The organism is Paenibacillus sp. KS-LC4 (genome assembly GCF_036894955.1).
GTDB lineage: Bacteria > Bacillota > Bacilli > Paenibacillales > Paenibacillaceae > Pristimantibacillus.
This window is the reverse complement of record NZ_CP145905.1, coordinates 3,212,569-3,230,217: the sequence shown is the minus strand read 5'-3', so window position 1 is coordinate 3,230,217 and position 17,649 is coordinate 3,212,569. Positions and strand designations below refer to the sequence as shown.

14 protein-coding genes are annotated in these 17,649 nt (G+C 48.8%); 12 read left to right on the top strand and 2 right to left on the bottom strand.

Going from position 1 to position 17,649, the window contains the following annotated elements; all coding sequences use genetic code 11:
* Positions 1-7: 7 nt before the first annotated feature.
* The gene (gene pssA, locus V5J77_RS13535; RefSeq protein ID WP_338551374.1) at positions 8-532 is read right to left on the bottom strand and encodes a CDP-diacylglycerol--serine O-phosphatidyltransferase; all 525 of its coding nucleotides are present in this window, start codon (positions 530-532) and stop codon (positions 8-10) included.
* A gap of 174 nt (positions 533-706) precedes the next feature.
* On the bottom strand, positions 707-1,093 hold the full coding sequence (locus V5J77_RS13530; protein ID WP_338551373.1) for a DoxX family protein: 387 nt from the start codon (positions 1,091-1,093) through the stop codon (positions 707-709).
* Between the two features lie 181 nt (positions 1,094-1,274).
* On the opposite strand from V5J77_RS13530, the gene V5J77_RS13525 reads away from it, so the two are divergent.
* From V5J77_RS13525 to V5J77_RS13470, 12 genes are all read left to right on the top strand, one after another.
* Positions 1,275-2,267: a Gfo/Idh/MocA family oxidoreductase gene (locus V5J77_RS13525; RefSeq protein ID WP_338551372.1), complete on the top strand. Its 993-nt coding sequence runs from the start codon at positions 1,275-1,277 to the stop codon at positions 2,265-2,267.
* A gap of 208 nt (positions 2,268-2,475) precedes the next feature.
* Positions 2,476-3,186, top strand: coding sequence for a Crp/Fnr family transcriptional regulator (locus V5J77_RS13520; RefSeq protein WP_338551371.1), 711 nt, complete (start codon positions 2,476-2,478; stop codon positions 3,184-3,186).
* Positions 3,187-3,480: 294 nt separating this feature from the next.
* Complete coding sequence (locus V5J77_RS13515; protein WP_338551370.1) at positions 3,481-4,548, top strand: LacI family DNA-binding transcriptional regulator; 1,068 nt, start codon at positions 3,481-3,483, stop codon at positions 4,546-4,548.
* Positions 4,549-4,560: 12 nt separating this feature from the next.
* Entirely contained in the window at positions 4,561-6,423 is a 1,863-nt protein-coding gene (locus V5J77_RS13510) for a sensor histidine kinase (RefSeq protein WP_338551369.1), read from the top strand.
* A 43-nt stretch (positions 6,424-6,466) separates the two neighbouring features.
* Positions 6,467-7,975 carry a response regulator gene (locus V5J77_RS13505; RefSeq protein WP_338551368.1) on the top strand — a complete coding sequence of 503 codons (1,509 nt, stop codon included), beginning with the start codon at positions 6,467-6,469 and terminating at the stop codon, positions 7,973-7,975.
* A 134-nt stretch (positions 7,976-8,109) separates the two neighbouring features.
* A complete protein-coding gene (locus tag V5J77_RS13500; RefSeq protein WP_338551367.1) occupies positions 8,110-8,988 on the top strand; it encodes a sugar ABC transporter permease in 879 nt (292 codons plus the stop codon).
* Between the two features lie 3 nt (positions 8,989-8,991).
* Positions 8,992-9,828 carry a carbohydrate ABC transporter permease gene (locus V5J77_RS13495; RefSeq protein ID WP_338551366.1) on the top strand — a complete coding sequence of 279 codons (837 nt, stop codon included), beginning with the start codon at positions 8,992-8,994 and terminating at the stop codon, positions 9,826-9,828.
* Between the two features lie 78 nt (positions 9,829-9,906).
* A complete protein-coding gene (locus V5J77_RS13490; RefSeq protein WP_338556777.1) occupies positions 9,907-10,833 on the top strand; it encodes a 1,4-beta-xylanase in 927 nt (308 codons plus the stop codon).
* A 15-nt stretch (positions 10,834-10,848) separates the two neighbouring features.
* Positions 10,849-12,093 carry an AGE family epimerase/isomerase gene (locus V5J77_RS13485; RefSeq protein WP_338551365.1) on the top strand — a complete coding sequence of 415 codons (1,245 nt, stop codon included), beginning with the start codon at positions 10,849-10,851 and terminating at the stop codon, positions 12,091-12,093.
* Positions 12,094-12,134: 41 nt separating this feature from the next.
* Positions 12,135-13,340, top strand: a complete 1,206-nt coding sequence (locus V5J77_RS13480; RefSeq protein WP_338551364.1) for a glycosidase — start codon at positions 12,135-12,137, stop codon at positions 13,338-13,340.
* Positions 13,341-13,473: 133 nt separating this feature from the next.
* Positions 13,474-14,790, top strand: coding sequence for an extracellular solute-binding protein (locus V5J77_RS13475; RefSeq protein WP_338551363.1), 1,317 nt, complete (start codon positions 13,474-13,476; stop codon positions 14,788-14,790).
* Between the two features lie 123 nt (positions 14,791-14,913).
* The gene (locus V5J77_RS13470; protein ID WP_338551362.1) at positions 14,914-17,499 is read left to right on the top strand and encodes a glycoside hydrolase family 2 protein; all 2,586 of its coding nucleotides are present in this window, start codon (positions 14,914-14,916) and stop codon (positions 17,497-17,499) included.
* Positions 17,500-17,649: the final 150 nt, after the last annotated feature.

Genomic DNA, 17,649 nt, shown 5'->3' with positions numbered 1-17,649 from the left:
ACCCGGCTCACTTCCTTGCGTAGTCTTTTTTGAAAGCTGGAAATGGAATTCGGCTGACCATCAAGATAGAAAGCAGACCCATTAAGGCGAGAGCGGCAGCAGGCTTCATTTGACTATTTAAAATAGGAGCAAGTGCCAAAATGACCCCAGCAGCTGTTATCGGCAAACCCACAAAGCCTTTCACTTGGCCTTTAATATTAAATCTTGCCAGACGCAGCGCGCCGCAAGCTAAAAATAATACTGCGGCAATCGGTCCTAGCCACAATGAAGCTTCCAGCTTGTACAGCAGAACCAGAAATACAGGTGCAATTCCGAAGGAGACCAGATCAGCGAGCGAGTCCAACTGCTTGCCGAAGTCACTCGTACAATGAAGCCATCTGGCAAGCAGTCCATCGAGTACATCCCATAAAGCCGCCGTCATCACCATAGCGAGCGCAAGCTTATACTCGCCTTTTATCGTAAAAAGTAAGGATAAGGTCCCAGCTCCCAAATTCAATAGCGTACAGAGGGAGGGCAGCCAGTTTTTAAACAAGTCAATCAGCCCCTTGATGAATGAAATCTATTTACTTGCAGGATAACATTGTAACAGGCGGCTGTGACTTCCATGTGTCCACTTGTCCTTATAGGTATATCATTAACGACAAAATCCCTGTTAATTCACTTTTTTAGTAGATGATGAATATAATCATTTATCATTTGAACTATTTTACATTAATGAATATGCGCCTCCACCGGCAAGTGCAACACCTAGCAGCGAAGCAATCATTACTAAATTGTACTCAAAACCTCCGTTAACTAACCAGAGCCCCTTGCTGCCGTGAACTTTAAGGATAGCAACAATCATTGTCAAAATCAACAGTACGGCTCCCGCAACTACCGACAGACCCGTAGCGAATAGCAGGCCTCCAATCAGCTCGGCAAGTCCAGCACATACGACCATCGCTGCACCGGGACGCAGGCCAATCGCTTCAAAAAAGCCAGCCGCTCCCTGGATGCCTTCGCCGCCAAACCAGCCGAACAGCTTCTTGCAGCCATGGCCAATCATAATGAGTCCAATGATCAATCGAATAATTAATAACCCTAAATCTAACATTTATTATTATTCCTTTCTCGTTTGCACATTTGGTAATACTTGTTCTAAGAAGCAATCATACTGAACTCTTATTTTTAAGTCAATGTCATGCAAAAAATAATATCTTTTTGCTGCTGGCTTGTATCAGAGCATGGAAATATGCTAATGTCGTTGTCGACATGATGAACAGGAGCGATAAGAGATGAGCCAAGCAAAACTTTGTTTTATCGGTGCAGGCTTCCATGCCTCCACAAATATATTTCCTTCCGCAATCGAAGCAGGAGCTGAAATTGCAGCGGTCTCCACCCGCAGCCTTGAGCGTTCACAAGCGGCGTTGACCCGCTTCGGCAGCAGCGGCACGCCGTATGATGACTATAAGCAAATGCTGCAAAAAGAAAAGTGCGACGGTATCGTGGTGGTAGCCCAGCCAGGCGATCAAATGCAAATCGTCATGGACTGCATTAAAGCGGGCAAACATGTATTTGTCGACAAGCCGCTCGGCTGGACTGCCAAAGAAGCGGCAGTCATTGCGGACGCAGCTGAGGAGGCTGGTGTTGTGCTGATGGTTGGCTTTATGAAGCGTTATGCCCCCATATATTTAAAGCTCAAAGAGCTGATTGAATCGGGCGAGCTTGGAGCGGCACGCTCGTTCCAAATTCGTTTTGCCTGCGATAGTACGGGCTTTAGCAAGACGGAGGAGCAATTCCTGAAGCTGGCCGCTATCCATCTCGTCGATCTTATGCGCGGCTTGTTTGGCGAGGTGGCGCAGATTGCAGGCTTTAACAACAATTTGGGCGAAAATATTTCTCAGTCGTTTTCCTTGAAATTCGTGAACGGTATTTCCGGTAGCGTCTATTTTGCGGGTATGACTGCTTGGTCTAGCGAAAGTGAAAGCGTGCTGGTTACTTTTGATAATGGCCACGTCATAGCTGAAGATTGCAAGAAGCTGTCCATTCACAAATCTCCTTTGCCCGGCTCCTCGTCGTTCCAGACGCTATCCGAGGAAACAACGGTGCTGACACCGCCAGCCTCCACGATGTCCGGATGCTTAGGCGACCTTTACGCACGCGGCTTTATCGGTGAAATGGCCCATTTCATCACTTGCAGCAAGCAAAAACGGACACCGAATTCAAGCGGGCGCGATAATATTGGCACAATGGATTTATGCGACCGCATTTTGGACGCACTGAACTAGCCAGCTTCAATCTCCGTCTGAAAAGCTTTAGAAAGCTAAAGCCGCGATAACCCGCGGCTTTTTTTGCTATGTGGGCGTAGACAATCGGTATTAAAGCGTATGATGGGCGTAAAAACTTTGTCAAAACGGACTTATGTCCTTTTTAAAAGGTTAAAATAGGTTTACATTAGAATAACTGAGGATGAGCGATAGCAAAGAGGGTGCCAAATTGCGTACAAAATCCATTGAGCGGATTATTCAGGGACAGGGCTGGCTGAAGGATATGTTTGACGAGCTCCCGGAGCAGGTGCAGAATTGCTGGGAGGTGCGATGCTTTCATCCGGGGGAGACGGTATGCGAGCAAGGCGGGGACATGGTTTATGTGTATATTTTGATTGCTGGGGAACTTGCCGTGGAACGGAAGCTGTCCGACGGAAAAATGTTCCGGTTAGCCATGCTGCTGCCAGGAGACGTCATCGGCGATATCGAAATTAGCCTAGGTATGCCGTTTATTAATCAGGTCGAGACGACACGCGAGTCTACGCTGCTAGCCATCGACAAGCAGCGCTTCAAAAAATGGGTCATCAACAGTCCCGCTTTTTTGCGCCGGCTAAATGATCAGCTAGCGAACAAGCTGTTCCAGCAGGGGAGAAAAACGCTTGAAAATAGCTTTTATTCGATGCAGCAGAAGCTGCTTGCTTATTTTTATGAGGCATTGCGTCATGCTGATTTTCAGAAAAAGCCGGTGTATGAGCTCATCGCCACACGTGAGGAAATGGCGCGCCAGCTTGGCGTGGCCGTTCGGAGTGTGAATCGGATTATGAAAGTACTTAAAGACGAGAAGCTATTCGTCGTAAAAAAAGGGCGGCTGTTGTTTAATCAGCAAAGCCAGCAGTGGATTGAGCAGAGGCTGAACAGCAGCCATCATGCGACTTTTTAAGGACAGCAGCGCCTCGCCATCTCGTCCTTAATAATGCTCACGCCAGCAAGCTGGCAATTTGACCAGCGCACGACGTGTTTCTTCTATATATAATAGAGAGCTGTTGAGAGTCCGAAATGACCATTTATAATCCGAGGAAAGATTCGCTGCTGAGCGGGTCTTTTTTTTATTTTTCAAACAAGCTTTTCATAATTTTGCTCTTATGCTAATGTTAGCTTATAAAATTACCAAGAAACCTAACAAAACTAACTAGACACCTGCTTTAATTTTATTTAAATGAAAGGATGTGCAGCTATGGCTAATAAAGTGACGATGCAGCAAATTGCTGACTATTTAAATGTTTCAAAATTCGCCGTTTCTAAAGCGCTTTCAGGTAAGCCGGGAGTCAGTGCGGAGACGCGTGAGAAAATCGTTAGCGTCGCTACGCAGCTCGGCTATTTTGCAAGGCAGAAGCTCAAAGCGCCTTCCGCCAGCTTAAGCGGGGATAAAGCAAGCGACCGCCAAGCCCGCGATACGGTAATATTGCTTGTGCCGAACGTGAGATACCAGACGCGGGACTCTTTTTTCTGGGGCAAAATTATGGATGGCATTACGATGGAGCTGGAGGAGCGGGAAATGGGCACGATGATCATTACCGAGCAGTTTAAAAATCATTTCGCGCAGTTTATTAACCCAAGCAGCATTCGCGGCATTATTGGCGTTGGCCTAATTTCCTCGCAAATGCTGCTAGAAATCCGCAGTTTAGGCATTCCTTTCGTGCTGGTGGATCATGAAGATCCGCTCATTCCGTCGGATACGCTGTTTATGAACAATATGGAGTGCATGCGCCGCGTAACTAATTATTTGATTGGCTGTGGTCATCGCAAGCTGCAGTTTGTTGGCAACACCCAATTTTCGCGCAGCTTTCTGGACCGTTTTCTCGGGTATAGCTCCATGCTGGAGGAGCATGGGCTTGCACAAGCGCAGGAATCGGCATTATTGACGTTTGAAGGGAATAACCGCTCGGAAATGACAGAGGCGCTGGAGCTGATTGTGAAAAAAATGGTGGAGGAAGCAGCGCTGCCGACCGCCTTCATTTGTGCAAATGATTCCATTGCGATATGCATGATGACGGTGCTCGCCAAATTAAATGTTGCCGTTCCAGAACAATGCTCGGTTGTTGGCTTTGACAATATTGAGGATGCGGCTTGGTCAAAGCCTACCCTCAGCACCGTCGACGTGCAGAAGGAGGCTTTTGGCCGCCGCGCCGTCGAAATGCTGCTGCGCCGGCTGGAGCATCCAGGCAGCCCGCAAGAGAAAATTTTGCTGTCGGGCGATTTTGTCATGCGTGAATCGACGGCAAGCTTCATGAAGCAAGCTTAAGGGGCGAAAGCTATGGGAGATTCGAAATTTTGGCTGCGGCGCTGGACGATTTTTCCCGCAACCCGCATGGAAGCGAAGCTTTTTATTGTGTTTGTGCTGCTGATCGTTATTCCCGTTGGTGGGCTGACCTATATTTCATCGCTGCGTTACACGAATACGATCGAGAAAAACACGGTTACCTATGCAGCAGAAATTTCTGACAAAATGGTCAGCAAGCTCGACGACTACACGAAGGATATGAAAAAAATATCAATTATACCGTCCTATCTCGGTGAAATTCAGGAGGGGCTTAAGCTCTCAAATCGTTATTATTCGCAGGTGGAGGCCGAGACAGGCGGCGATTTGGACCAGTATTATGCTAAAAACATGCAGATGAAGATGCAAATACAGCGCAAAATCGAAAGCAGCATTTATTTTATGAACAATATTAAAGAGGGGGCCAGCAGCGTCTATTTGTTTGATGCATATGGCAACCCCTATTATGTGATGAAAAGTGGAGGAGCCCGCGCCAAGCTATCGGAATTTTATAGCCGCTGGAATGAAACCGCTGCTGCCGCGAATGGCAAGCCTGTATTGATCAGCACACAGGAGGTCAGCGGGGATGCCAATCGCAAACGGTATGTGTTCACGATCGTACGCAATATTATTGACAGCACCTACCACTCGATAGGCATGATTGCGGTTGATGCCAGCATTGAGGTCATTGAGAACATTGTTAATGATTTAGATGAGACGACGAGAGGCACAACGCTTATTTTGGATGAGGCAGGCACCGTAATTTACGATAGCGAGCAGGCCTTTCTGGCTGAAAATTTATCTGGCGATGCGCTGCTTCAGCAGGCCGAAGGGCAAAATGGCAGCTACATCGTCGATAAAAATGGCAAGGAGCAACTGGTCATTTATCGTAAATCCGAGGAATCTGGCTGGCTCACGCTCATTCTCATTCCGAAGGAGCAGGTGGAGGCCGAGGCTATTCAAACCCGCAATTACACGGGGGCGGCAGCGATTGCCATTATGACGCTGGCGCTGCTTATATCATTTGTGCTGATTTTTGCGCTGACGAAGCCGATGCGCGAGCTGGTGAAGCTGATGAAGCAGGTGCAGGCTGGCAATCTCGATGTTGCCTTTCCAGTGCGTCGCCGCGATGAGGTCGGCATGCTCGGGAATGCCTTTAACCGCATGATGGCGAGAATTCAGCTGTTGATTGAAAATATTTACCGCATCGAGCAGCGTAAAAATCAGATTGAACTGGAAAGCTTGCAACGCCAGATCAATCCTCATTTTATATACAACACGCTGGAGTCGATTCGAATGACTGCCGTGTTGAACGATGATCCAGAGGCCGCCGAGATGGTTCAGCTTTTGGGGCAGCAGCTCAGGTATAGCATTCATGCTGGTGATGAAATGGTGACGGCGAGTCAGGAATTTGAGCATTTGCGGATGTATATGCGGTTGATCAACGACCGCTTCGGTAATCGGTACCAATTGGAGCTGCCTGAGGGAGAAGCGGCCTCCAGCATACAGGTTATGAAGCTTCAGTTTCAGCCGATTGTTGAAAATTCAGTCAACCACGCGTATGAGCATTCACGTGAGAGCGAGACGATGCTCATTAGCATAGGCTGGCGAATTGTTGGCAAGGAGCAATGGTTTACCGTTGCCGATGACGGCTGCGGCATGAACGAAGCGCAGCTTCAGCAGGTACGAAATGCTTTGTCTGCTGCTGAGCCGCAAGGTCCAAGCGGAAGAGGCATTGGCCTGCGCAATGTGCATGAGCGCTTGAAGCTGCGTTTTGGCCCAAGCTATGGCCTAACGATTGAGAGCGAGCTGGGAAAGGGCACGCGGGTAACGATTCGGATGCCGCTGAATCAGGAATGAATACAGGAATGAATGACGCAGGGAAAAGGAAGGAGTGGCAACGATGGATATAGTTGTGGTAGACGACGAGGAACGGATTAGATTGGGGTTATGCAAGCTGATTGAGCAGGCAGGCGAGGAATACCGAATTATTGGCGCCTATGGCAGCGGGCAGGAGCTGCTGGATCAGCTCGATCATATTCATCCCGATTTTGTGCTGACTGATATTAAAATGCCACAGATGACCGGGCTCCAGCTTATTTCCAAGGTGAAGCGGCTCGGTAAAAATATTAAATTTGCTGTGCTGAGCGGGTTTAATGATTTTGAATTTGCCAGAGAATCACTGCGTCAGGGGGCAGAGGATTATTTGCTAAAGCCAGTCAACCTTGAGGAGCTGATTCGCCTGCTTGCCAAGGTGAACAGCAAGGTCAAGCAGGAGCGCAGCCGCAGCCGCCTTGAGTCGGGCGATTTAATTAGTCTGCTGCTTTATGCGGATGAGAAGCAGCTGCCATCTTATGTCGTGGAGGACGTGTGTGGAACGATTGATCAACTGCCGCTGTTTCTGCATCACTATGCGGTGCTGTTATTAACGACTGCACCAGAGCTGAATGTCATTCAGCTGGAGCGGTTCATGGCCGACTGGCTTCGCGAAAAAATCATTATTACGGGTGAGGGCGGAAAAAGGGTTATCCTCATCGCCATTCACGATTCCGACCATGCCGAAAGCGTCAGAGAGCTGTCCGTTACGCTGCTTCAGCGACTTCCTGCCTTTACGCGCGCCAAAATAGGCTTTAGCAGCATTTTCCGTGGAAGCAGCTGGCTAACACATGCCTATAGCGAAGCGTTTTCCGCCTATCAGCATGCTTGGTATAATCCGGAGCCCCGCTGGTCCTCCGGTGCTGCCGGCCGTGTCGCGCCTGTCGATCATTTGCTGCGCTTGACGCATATTGTGAGCAAGGAGCTGCTGCCGGCGCTGCAAATGAATGATTTTGCCTTGGCGCAGGCGAAATTTGAAGGGTGGCTGCAAGAGGCCGCGGCTCAGCGCATTTGCTGGAAGGAGCTGCAGGAGGCCTGCTTTGGCATTAGCGCTCACGTTGCTGAGGAGCTGAAAAAACGCAGCGTCCAGCTTGAATATGGACAGGTGAATATGCCGATAGATCCTGAAGCAAGCGAAAACTGGGAAGCCTTCGCTCAGGGGCTCCGTGCTGGAATGGAGGAAATTTGCGCTTTGCTTGGCAGCGCGCGTACAGATAATAGAGCCATAGATAAAGTGAAATCGTACATCCAGCAGCATTTTACCGAGGAGCTTGAGCTACAGCGGCTTGCGGATATTGTATACTTGACGCCAAGCTATTTAAGCAAGCTGTTCAAGACTGAGACAGGCGAGACGATTACCGACTATATGATTTCTGTGCGGATTGAGGCGGCGAAGCAACTGCTGCGTCAGGAGCAGGGACTCAAAACGTATATGGTCGGCGAACGGGTAGGGTATGCCGATCCTGCTTACTTCACTAAAATATTTAAAAAAATGACGGGGCTAACACCGAAGGAATATCGCGATAAAGTTAGGTGATGAAAGTTAGGTTCACGTTATCCAAATTGAAGACAATAAAACATAACAAAGACCATTATAATCGGGGCCAGCTTCTCCTATAATGATGAAAACGCTAACAACGGTGTTCATTAAAAGAAAGCGAGGGTGGCCTAATGCATCAGTTCTCTTACAAAACGCAGCGATATTTAATTTTGTTCGGGTTTTTGACAATTCCCGTGCTATTGTCGCTGACCTTCTCGTATTACCCGGCCGTATCTTTGCTGTATTACAGCTTGACGGATTGGAGTGGTCTAGGCTGGGACATGAATTTTATTGGCCTCGACAACTACAAGGAGATTTTTACAAAGCCTGAAGTATTCGGGGCGCTTAAAAACAATGCTTATTATTTTGTCGGGGGTTTAATTCAGGTTGCCTTCTCGCTCTATTTTGCCGTCATATTGACGAGCAAGCTGCGGGGACGAAATGGGTTTCGAGTCATTTTGTTTTTGCCCTATGTGCTGCACAGCGTGGCAACGGTCATTATGTTCAAAAACGTTTACCATGTGGAATACGGCTCGCTAAATACGCTTCTTGGAGCAATTGGACTTGAAGCGTGGCAGCAAAGCTGGCTAGGCGATAAGCATTTGGTGAACTTCTCGCTTGCCTTCATTTCGATGTGGAAGTATATGGGGCTTAATATGGTTATTTTTATCGGCGCCTTGCAGTCGATTCCTGATGATTTGTATGAAGCGGGCTCAATTGATGGCGCATCAGGCTGGCAAAAGTTCAGATTTATAACGCTGCCAAGCATTCGCAAAGTGCTGGAGCTTATGCTTATTTTGACGTTGACTGGGGCGCTCGAGGCTTTCGATATTCCTTATGTCATGCTGCTGGGTGCGAACGATACGTCAACCTTCGTCATTAAGACGGTGGATACGGCATTTAAATATCAAAACTTCGGCCTTGCCTCGGCAATGGCGGTTGTCCTGCTTATGATGGTTCTGCTGTTTATCGTCATTCAGCGCAAATTTTTGTTCAGAGGAGGGAAATAGAGGGTGGGGCAGAGTAGAGAAGGTTCACCGTTATTTACCATTTTCAAATATGTGACACTCGTTATCGCGCTGTTCGTCGTCTTATTCCCGCTTTATTCGATTGTGACGGGAGCGTTCAAGACACAGATTGAGTATTATCAATCCGGTCTTGCTTTGCCGGCAAGCTTCTTGAACTTTGATAATTTTCAAAAGGTGTTCGACATCGGCAAGCTCGGACTCGGCTTCCGTAATATTGCGATCATTTTGGTCATCGCTGTAGCGGGCAACATTATGTTCGGCACGATGGTGGCGTACGCGCTGGGCCGGTTTGATTTTAAGCTGAAAAAGGGCATTATGGGCATGTACCTCGTTGCTCAGGTCATTCCGATGGTAACGACGCAGGTCGCTACATTTAGCGTCATTAAATATTTCTCGCTTTACAATACGATGGGGGCGCCAATCATTCTTTATTTGGGAGCCGACGTGCTGCAAATCGTCATCTATTTGCAATTCGTCAACAGCATTCCGCGTGATTTGGATGAAAGCGCAATGATGGAAGGCGCATCGCTGTTTAAAATTTATCGCTCCATTATTTTCCCTCTGCTCGGGCCAGCAACAGCGACGCTCGTTATTTTGAAGACGATCTCGATTTACAATGACTTTTACACGCCTTATCTGTATATGCCAAGTCAGAAGCTAAAGGTCGTATCGACGGCTATTTATGCCTTCGTCGGGCCGAATGCTGCCCAGTTAAATGTCATTTCCGCAGGCATCTTAATTATTTTTATCCCGACGGTTGCTATCTTCCTCTCGATGCAAAAGTTTATTTTTGCCGGAGTAACGAGTGGCGCAGTCAAATAATTAGATTACAAACCAAATATGGATCGTGAGTTGAAGGGGGAAACATACTTGCAGCAGTGGAATGAGCAGGTTTTTGGAATGACATGGGGCTGGACGGGAGTTCGCGGTACGTGGGCTGGGCCTGCGGCGGCGGCCTCCATCGCTGAAATGGCCAAGCTGAACGTAAACTGGACGGCCATTGCGTTCGCAGCAGTTCAAGAAACGCCGCAATCGACGGAAATTCCCTATTGGAGCGAGCCGACAGTAAGTGATGAGGAAATCCGCTGGGCGATACGCGAGGCGAAAAGCTACAGCATAAAAGTATGCCTCAAGCCGGTAGTCAATGTGGGGAATGGCACGTGGCGGGCGCATATCGGCTTCTTTGATCAAGATACGCCAGGGGAGCCGAACTGGGGCGAGTGGTTCGCTTCCTACGGGAAATTCATTGCCTACTATGCAGCGATAGCCGAGGAAGAGGGCTGCGAAATGTTCTGCATTGGATGTGAAATGGTGCAGACGGACAAGCGCGAGCAGGAATGGCGCGATTTAATTGCCTTGGTGCGGACGCTTTACAGCGGACCTATTACTTACAACTGCGATAAATATCAGGAAGAGCGCGTAGGCTGGTGGGATGCCGTAGATATAATTTCGTCAAGCGGCTATTACCCGATTGACCAATTCGAGGTGCAGCTTGATCGCATAGAGGCAGGTGTTGCAAAGTGGAATAAGCCGTTTTTCTTTATGGAGGCAGGCTGTCCGAGCCGCGAAGGCTCGGCTGCAAAGCCAAATGACTGGTCGCTTCTAGGCGCACCGTCTGAAATTGAGCAGGAGCGTTATTATGAAGCGATGTTCGCTGCATGTGCCAAACGCGATTGGATGCTCGGCTACATGCTGTGGGATTGGCCGGCTCAGCTGTACGATACGAAAGACGCTTCCCGCAACGATGATTATTGCGTGTATGGCAAACGTTCGGCAGCGGTCATCCGCTCCTTCTATGCTAAGGGACAAGGACAGCCGGTGGGCTAGGGAGGAGAGGGAAAAATGAGCAATGTGACAGGAATGCAAAATAGGCTGGATATCGCCGAGTGGCAAAATTTGCTGACAGTGGAAGTGCGCGAGCAAATTCTTGGCTTTTGGATGAAGCATGCGGTAGATGAAAAGAATGGCGGATTTATTGGCTATATGGCAAGCGATGGCTCTGTTTCGGAGGATGCGGATAAGGGCCTCGTGCTGAATGCGCGGATTTTGTGGTCCTTCTCATCGGCGTACCGCATTTATAAGGAAGCGCCCTATTTGGAAATGGCAGAGCGGGCTCTGGATGCGCTGCGGGAGCATTTTCACGATCAGGAGCATGGCGGTTTATACTGGATGGTTGACAAGGACGGAAAGCCGGTTCAGACGAAAAAGCAAGTTTATGGGCAGGCTTTTGTCATCTATGCATTAGCAGAATATGTACGGGCTGCTGGCAAGCAGGACGTGCTGCCGTGGGCAGAGGAAATCTACAGGCTGCTGGAGAAGCATGCATTTGACCCGGTGCATTTAGGCTATATTGAAGCACTGGCGCAAAACTGGCAGGAAACGGATGATTTGAGTCTCAGCGGTAAGGATCTCAACGAGCGAAAATCAATGAACACGCATTTGCATGTGCTGGAGGCGTATACGAACTTGTATCGGGTGTGGAAGCCGGAAGGGCTGCGCGACAAGCTGAAAACGCTGATTGAGCTGCATCTGAATTACATCATTGATCCTCAAAACTATCATTTCAAGCTGTTTTTTGATGATGCCTGGAGCACCAAATCCCGTTATATCTCGTACGGCCATGACATCGAAGGTAGCTGGCTGCTGTGGGAGGCGGCTGAGGTGCTGGGCGATAAAGCACTTGAGGAGCGAGTGCGCGAGGCTGCAATTCAGATGGCGCACGCCACGCTTGCCGAGGGCGTAGATGAAGATGGCGGTCTATATAATGAGTACGATGGAGACGGACATCTGGATGCAACGAAGGATTGGTGGCCGCAGGCGGAAGCGATGGTTGGTTTTCTGAACGCGTATGAGCTGACGCGCGAGCAGCAGTATTTGGATGCGGCATGGGGCAACTGGCGGTTTATTACGTCTTTCATATCCAATAAAGAAACGGGCGAATGGCACTGGCAAGTCTCACGGGAAGGTGCTGCGGACGAAAGCTATCCAAAAATTGATCCATGGAAATGCCCGTACCACAATAGCCGGGCCTGCTTTGAAGCTATTGAGCGCTTAGAACGAATTAAAGTTAATGCCATTAATAATTAATGAGGAAAAATAAAATTGAAATCAATCATTAGGAGGCCCTTATGAATCAATGGTTGGATCAGCTTAAAGCATTATCGGAACGACATGAGCAGCTGCTTCATGCGCCTAATAAACAAGTTCAGCAATCAAATGGTGTATTTGCAAGATTTGAGCATCCCGTTATTACGAATGAGCATACGCCTCTATACTGGCGTTACGATTTGGACCCGGAGACTAATCCGTATTTAATGGAGCGGATCGGTGTAAATGCCGCTTTCAATCCGGGAGCTATTGAGCTTGAAGGCAGGTTTTATTTAATGGTTCGCGTAGAAGGGGCAGACCGTAAATCCTTTTTCGCCGTTGCCGAAAGTGCTTCTCCCGCAGAGGGCTTCCGCTTCTGGGATTATCCGGTATTGCTGCCGGAAACGGAGGATCCAGATATCAATGTGTATGATATGCGGCTTGTGAAGCATGAGGACGGCTGGATATACGGCTTGTTCTGTACCGAGCGCAAAGATCCAGAGGCACCAGCTGGCGATACGTCAAGCGCGGTTGCTCAGGGCGGCATTGCCCGCACGAAGGATTTGCGCACATGGGAGCGGCTGCCGGACTTAGTTTCCCCGTCGCCTCAGCAGCGTAATGTGGTGCTGCATCCTGAATTTGTCGATGGTAAATATGCTTTTTATACACGTCCGCAGGACGGCTTCATTAATACCGGGGCAGGCGGCGGTATCGGCTGGGGCTTGTCCGAAAGCATGAACCCTGCTGTCATCGTCGAAGAAACCATCGTCGACAGCAAGCTTTACCACACCATTAAGGAAGTGAAAAATGGGCAGGGGCCAGCCCCGCTCAAGACGCCTGATGGCTGGCTGCATATCGCTCACGGTGTACGCAATACGGCGGCGGGCTTGCGGTATGTATTGTATGCATTTATGACAGATTTGAATGAACCAAACAAGGTTACCTATGCACCAGGCGGTCATTTGCTCGCTCCGGAAGGAATAGAGCGGGTCGGTGATGTATCTAATGTTGTATTTTGCAATGGCGCTGTGCAGCTGCCGAGCGGTGAGGTCTACATTTATTATGCTTCCTCCGATACAAGGGTGCATGTCGCTGTGACGAGCATTGAACAATTGGTTGATTATGTGTTGCAAACGCCGCCGGATCTTCTGCGTTCCCGCGCAAGCGTGGAGCAGCGCACCGAGCTAATTAGCCGCAATCTTAAGTTGATGGAGCAGGAGGAATATGCTTTTCTCCGCCGCAGCTAAGCAAACTAACAAAAGATGACGCTGTTAGCATAATTCATGACAATAAAAACAAAACAGCGTCATATTATTTTGTTTTCAGAGCGTATATGATTACGATGTAAGCGATACCAAATATGACTCAGGGGGTAACAACATGAAAAAAGGCTTGGCTTTATCTTCCGCAATTTTATTAATGACGACTATTCTCGCTGCCTGTGGCGGCAATAATGCACCAGCAGAAAGCGCTCCAGCAGCTTCTGCAAGCCCTAGCGATTCCGCTGTCAGCCCAGAAGCAAGCGCAGCTAGCGAACTAGGCGGCAAAATTAAAGTTTTGACGCATCGTACCGATTTTCTCAACGATGGGACGCTAGATAAATATGCAGCAGCTTTTAAAGAAAAATATCCGAAAGCTGAAATTGAGTTTGAAGGCTTGACCAACTACGCGACAGACATTCAGGTTCGCCTAACAACGGGCGAAGCAGGCGACGTTCTAATGCTTCCATCTGGCCTTGCCGCTTCGGAATATCCGAAATATTTTGAACCGCTGCCGGATGATTTTTTCACCAATACTTTTTTCGCTGACCTGTCGCTGTTCGATGGCAAACGTTATGGATTATCGACTGGCGTAAATACGCAAGGGATCGTGTACAACAAAAAAGCTTTTGCAGCAGCGGGCATCGACAACATTCCAACTACGCTTGATGAGCTGTATGCCGATGCAGAAAAGCTGAAGGCAGCAGGCATCATTCCGCTTTATATGAACTATGGCGCACAATGGCCTATGGGCAACTGGGGTGACGGCTCTGCATGGTACGTTGCAGGCGATCCGCAGTTTGTATCCAAGCTTGTAACAGATGAAGCACCATTCAAGGTGGACAACGCTTGGGGTATTCTTGCCAATATCGGCCGTACTTTCATTGAAAAAGGCTGGGTTGAAAAAGATCTGTCGACAAACAACTGGGAAATGTCGAAAGGCGAGGTTGCATCGGGTAAAGCGGCTATGTATTTCCTTGGCAACTGGGTCATTCCACAAATCGTAGGCGCTGGCGCAGCATCAGAGGACATTGGCTTCTTCCCGCTTCCATACGACAATAGCGGCAAATACAATGCACCTCTTGGTTCGGATTATTTGGTTGGCGTAAGCAAGGACAGCAAAAACAAAGAGCTTGCGATTGCTTGGGTCAACTTCTTCGTGAAAGAGTCTGGTTATGTAGAGCAATCCGGCTTTATGCCAATCGACAAGTCGGCACAGTCGTCGATTTCTCAATTAGCTGAGTTCCAGTCCTCAAATCCGACGCTGCTTGAAAGCGAAGCGACTGATCCAAAATTCAATGAAATTGCCAATAAAGCGCAAATCGGCATCGGTACTGGAAACTATGTACAAGAGTATCTCGTTGCTGACGATCTGCAAGCGGCTTTCGACAAGCTGAATGCAAAATGGAAAGAAGCTAAAACAGCTTTAGGCTACTAATAGCATTGGCAGTATAAAAAAATTTATTAGCGGTAAAATGCATGGCAACCTTGCTCCGGCGGCTCAGTCTCTGGAGTGAGGTTTCATGTGTTTAACTTACTTTTTTACTTTTAGGAGGATACGATGAGGGAGCAATGGATGATTAGCAATTGGCATTTTCAGGAGAAGGATCAAGGGGAATGGCTGCCGGCTGTCGTGCCGGGCTGTGTACATACGGATTTAATTCAAAATGGCAGGCTGACAAATCCCTTCTATGGGACAAATGAGAAGGACGCGCAGTGGGTGGACAAACAAGACTGGGAATATGTAGCGCATTTTCAGCCTTCACCGGAGCAGCTTGCTCGGGCGAAGCAGGAGCTTGTATTCGAGGGGCTTGATACGTATGCGGATGTGTATTTGAATGGAGCGCATATACTGGCAGCAGATAATATGTTCCGCACATGGAGAGTAGATGTTACGGACCGGGTGACAGCTGGCGACAACGAGCTGCGGGTTCTGTTCCGCTCGCCCATCAAAGAAGATTTGCCGAAGCTGGCTAAGCTAGCATATGCGCTGCCAGCACCAAATGATCAATCCGAGGTCGGTGGGCTCGGCGAGCAGAAAATTAGTATTTTTGCCCGCAAAGCGCCCTACCATTATGGCTGGGACTGGGGTCCGCGCTTCGTAACGAGCGGTATTTGGCGTCCTGTATACTTGGAGGGCTGGTCCTATGTCAGGATTACCGATGTATATATTCGTCAGGATGAGGTACGGGCGGAGCTCGCGAAGCTTACAGCCGTCGTTGAGCTGGAGGCCGAACACGAATGCGATGTCCTGCTAAAGCTGGCAGCAACGGATAAAGGCATGTTCAGAGGGCATTCTGCTTCTTTAGCCGCAGGCAAACAGACGATTGAAATCCCTTTTGAAGTTGAAAATCCACGGCTGTGGTGGTGCAGAGGACTCGGCAACCCAGAGCTGTATACGTTCCAGATCGAATGCTGGCATAGCCATAATGAGGTAAGATATGATTGGCAAAAGGTGACGACCGGACTTCGCACAATCCGTCTCATTAGGCAGAAAGGCGAAGTAGGTACTTCCTTTTATTTGGAGCTGAATGGCGTACAGGTTTTCGCCAAGGGAGCGAATCATATTCCGAATGACAGCTTCATAACGAGAGTCGGCTACGACCGTTACAAACATGAAATCGTAAGCGCCGTCCAATCGAATATGAACATGCTTCGCGTCTGGGGCGGGGGCTTTTATGAAGAAAAAGACTTTTATGAGCTTTGTGATGAGCATGGCCTGCTTGTGTGGCAGGATTTCATGTTTGCATGCAGCATGTATCCGGGAGACGAAGCGTTCCTGCGCAGCGTGCAGCTGGAAGCGGAGGATAATATTAAACGGCTGCGCAATCATCCATCAATTGCGTTATGGTGCGGCAATAATGAGATTGATACCGCTTGGTCGCATTTTATTCCAGATGGCGGCTGGGGCTGGAAAAAGGACTTCACGCCGGAGCAGCAAACGAAGCTATGGGCGGACTATGAGGCGATTTTCCATCGGATTTTGCCTGAAGCTGTAGCATCCTTAACGGTAGGAGTCGATTATTGGCCTTCCTCGCCAATGGTTAATCTGTCCGGCGACCTTACGCAGCATTCGGATTCGTCCTCAACTAGCGGAGATATTCATTATTGGGGCGTGTGGCATAATGTAGAGCCCTTTGAAAACTATAATCGGTACGTTGGGCGCTTCATGAGCGAATATGGCTTCCAGTCGTTCCCCGAATACAAATCGGTGCGCAGCTATGCGGAAGAGGCGGATATGGAGCTGGAATCCTCCGTCATGCTCGCCCATCAGAAAAATGGTGCCGGCAACCGTCTCATTAAGCAATATATGGACATGTATATGTCCGAGCCGAAAAATTTCCCGGCGTTTTTGTATATGAGCCAAATTTTGCAGGCGGAAGCGATGAAAACGGCCATTGAAGCGCATCGCCGCCGCAAGCCGTATTGCATGGGCTCCTTGTATTGGCAGATGAATGATTGCTGGCCTGTTGCCTCCTGGGCGGGCATGGACTATTACGGGCGCTGGAAGGCGCTGCAATATTATGCAGCAAGAAGCTTCGCAGATTGCCTGCTTTCGGTAGATGATCGCAAGGAAGAGGGGGAAATCAGCTTCCACCTCGTATCCGATCAGCTTGTTCCCGTGCAAGGCCAGCTGCGTCTGCGATTGTACAGCTTTAGCGGCGAGCTGCTGGGAGAGCAAAGTACGCCTGTCCGCGTAGACGCAAACGGTGCAGCTAATGTGCTGACGCTTCAACGCTCCGAACTGCTCGGAGCTGCCAATACCGCAGCAAGCGTATTGCTGGCAGAGCTGCTGGATGAAGCGGATGGACGTACTCTGTCAAGCGAGCTGCATTATTTTGAGCCAATGAAGGATATTACGCTAGCCCATGCTGAACTGAAAATAACAGAGTCCGAGCACGATGGCGGTACCCAGTGGACGCTGGAGACGAATACGCTTGCCAAAGGCGTTTGGCTAACTTGCGAGCATGAAGGCCGCTTTAGTGATAATTTCTTTGATTTGCTGCCGGGAATGGTTAAAACAGTAACGTTTATTCCGCATCATCTAGGCGATTTCAATGTAGGTGCAAGCACAGGCGTGGTAACGAGCGGAAGCCGCATTACAGCGCGTTCGATGGTCGATTTCATTGTTCAGGGGAAAGGCTAAATAACGATTTAAATTAAAAGTGGAGCGCGATAATTAAAAAAGAGATGACAAGTTGAAGCGCTTTCAGCTATAATGTCTGCATAAGGTTAAAATACAATACCGCGTGATGTAGATCGCCAGTTGACTGGCAGTCGCAAGCGCGGTTCATTT

What these genes read in the sequence shown, in the direction of transcription:
- V5J77_RS13530 (WP_338551373.1), bottom strand. Translation starts at nt 1,093, where the DNA reads ATGTTAGATTTAGGGTTATTAATTATTCGATTGATCATTGGACTCATT.
- V5J77_RS13525 (WP_338551372.1), top strand. Translation starts at nt 1,275, where the DNA reads ATGAGCCAAGCAAAACTTTGTTTTATCGGTGCAGGCTTCCATGCCTCC.
- V5J77_RS13515 (WP_338551370.1), top strand. Translation starts at nt 3,481, where the DNA reads ATGGCTAATAAAGTGACGATGCAGCAAATTGCTGACTATTTAAATGTT.
- V5J77_RS13510 (WP_338551369.1), top strand. Translation starts at nt 4,561, where the DNA reads ATGGGAGATTCGAAATTTTGGCTGCGGCGCTGGACGATTTTTCCCGCA.
- V5J77_RS13505 (WP_338551368.1), top strand. Translation starts at nt 6,467, where the DNA reads ATGGATATAGTTGTGGTAGACGACGAGGAACGGATTAGATTGGGGTTA.
- V5J77_RS13500 (WP_338551367.1), top strand. Translation starts at nt 8,110, where the DNA reads ATGCATCAGTTCTCTTACAAAACGCAGCGATATTTAATTTTGTTCGGG.
- V5J77_RS13490 (WP_338556777.1), top strand. Translation starts at nt 9,907, where the DNA reads ATGACATGGGGCTGGACGGGAGTTCGCGGTACGTGGGCTGGGCCTGCG.
- V5J77_RS13485 (WP_338551365.1), top strand. Translation starts at nt 10,849, where the DNA reads ATGAGCAATGTGACAGGAATGCAAAATAGGCTGGATATCGCCGAGTGG.
- V5J77_RS13480 (WP_338551364.1), top strand. Translation starts at nt 12,135, where the DNA reads ATGAATCAATGGTTGGATCAGCTTAAAGCATTATCGGAACGACATGAG.
- V5J77_RS13475 (WP_338551363.1), top strand. Translation starts at nt 13,474, where the DNA reads ATGAAAAAAGGCTTGGCTTTATCTTCCGCAATTTTATTAATGACGACT.
- V5J77_RS13470 (WP_338551362.1), top strand. Translation starts at nt 14,914, where the DNA reads ATGAGGGAGCAATGGATGATTAGCAATTGGCATTTTCAGGAGAAGGAT.